The organism is Paenibacillus sp. OT2-17, from assembly GCF_009827695.1.
Classification (GTDB): Bacteria; Bacillota; Bacilli; order Paenibacillales; family Paenibacillaceae; genus Paenibacillus; species Paenibacillus polymyxa_B.
The window spans coordinates 1-2245 of record NZ_WUDQ01000587.1; the positions used below are offsets into that span (position 1 = coordinate 1).

Annotated in this window: 1 pseudogene; it reads left to right on the forward strand. The window is 46.9% G+C overall.

What is annotated here, in order from left to right:
• Positions 1-2245 (forward strand): annotated as a pseudogene (locus GRP75_RS24895) (hypothetical protein); the annotation flags it as partial.

Here is a 2245-nt window from a genome sequence, read left to right on the forward strand (position 1 = left end):
GGGGTCAATCAGTTGGTCTACCATGATGAATATGTGGGGCAGGAGAAGCGGCAGGATTTCCACCTATCTCAGCTGGAAGGTCAGACCGGGCTGAAACGTACGTACCAGAACGGACTATTTTCCATATTCAATCTCGATCAGACACCGCCCTATATGAACATCCTTGCGAGTAAAATTGTAACACCTTACGGTTTTAGCCGACTGGAGAGCTACAGTCATCTGCCTGGTTTTGATTTTAGCCGCTTTGGGGTGCTGTTCAGTGCGTTAAAGCCTGAGCTAAAAACCATCCAGATGATTAACAAAGGGGATTATGTGGAAGCGGCGTCCTTTAATGACTTGTTGTTGTCACAGCTTCCAGCCGAGGATTACTTACGCCCTTTTGATGCCATTGAGGATGGTAATGCCTTTTTAAAATGGTCCAAAACCTTTGCCTCGACTAACGATTGGTTATGGTATTTATCCTCCCAAAATATACGGAACTTTCCGTTCGATATGGAAATGGATGCAGGGATTGCGGTCACCTTTGCCAGTAAGAAGCTGGATGTGGCCCCGTATCAGATGAGCAGTATCGAAGGGAAGACGGTCGTGGACTTTGATTCCATGTTGCGGACCGAAACCTTCTTCAAGCCGGATAATCCGCAGTTGTTCAGTGTGCAGGCTAATCCCCGTGAGGAATTGAATGATGTGCCAACTCTGCACGGCGAAATTATGAAGGGAGACCCGAGTAATATATGGCAGGTCGCTAGATCGGGTTTGCTGGAAGCCAAGGAAAATAATCCGTATCAGTTCCAAATTACTGTTTCCGGTCGCGGGACGAACAAAATGCATGTGAAAATGAGATTTTACGATAAGCAAATGCGTGAACTGGGGGTTAGCTATGTCGTGGCGCCTTCAGAGGGATATAATTTTGACAGTGTGAAATTTTACGGGGAATACGTGTCGCCGCCCGGCAGCTATTGGATGCGAATGGATTTGTTAACCCTACAGCGTCCACAGCAAAAAAATTACTGGTGGATTCATGATATCCAGCTGCGTGATTTGGGGCAATATAGCAAGCCTAACACGTTTACGATGCACAAAAAACTGGATCAACCTCAAACCTCGCATGTATATGCTAGAGTGTTTATGAATAAGGCAGGCGGAAAATTACAAGTCACACTGCCGGACAAAGTGGTTAGTATCAAGACTCAGGATGATGGTTTAAACCAATTTCAATGGGTGGATCTGGGAGAACATGTTTTTCCAAAAGGAGATACTCCAGTCACGGTTAATAACCTGCAAGGCTTTAATGCGATCAATCAATTTGCGATTGTCCCTGTGGATCAGCTAGATCAGCTATCTTTTCCAGTGGAGCAGGCATTGAAGCGGGGCAAGCTTTTTTTCACCTTGGAGGCAGAGAGCGATTTTAACGCACAAGGGAATGTACAGACGGAACGTGCTTTACCAAGACTTAGTATGGGGCGGGGGATCAGCTATCAGAAGGGGACGTTAAGCAGGGATGTGGAAGTCGCCAAAACGGGAACCTATGCCACAGCTATTTTGGCTAATCTCCCCGCTGGGTACCAGGGGTCATTAACGATGAAGTGGACGAATGAAGAGACGGGAAAGGTGCTGACCAGAACGATTCGTACGAAGGAGTCGTATAAGCGGCTACCCGCGACCTCTTTATCCGAAAAGCAGGTTATTGAAACGGTGCCCGATCAGGATGGTTTTGCCAAGAAAATCATACAAATTCCCGGTCTGCTGAATGACTACGGCCGAGTCGAATTTAAAAATCTGTTCCTAACCAAGGGGAAGTATCGCTTAACCCTTGTGCTGGATAGTCAGGTGCCGTCATTGAGCCGTTTTGGAGATATTCATCGAATGGCTGCGCAGGAAGTGACGGTGATGCCGGGGGAGGATACGAAGGAATCATTGAGCACGACGGATGTCGGATGTGTGGCGGATATTCGACCTGGGCAGACGAATCTGTCAATCAAGGACGAAGGACTCTCTATCCGTTACGCACCTAGCTATTCCTGTGACTGGAATATTTATGCGTCCAAGAAAATGAAGGCAGAGCCGCTGCAAGAGTATGCCGTTCAGTTGGATGCGCGATCAGAACAAATTGGAAGTCGGCATATGAAGGTCATTTTTTTGAATAAAGCGTCCCAGGTTCTCCAAACCTCCTATATTGATGAGGTGGAGGAGAGAGATAAGGAACAATGGAATCATTATGATCAAATTGTGAAGGCTCCGGCAGGAA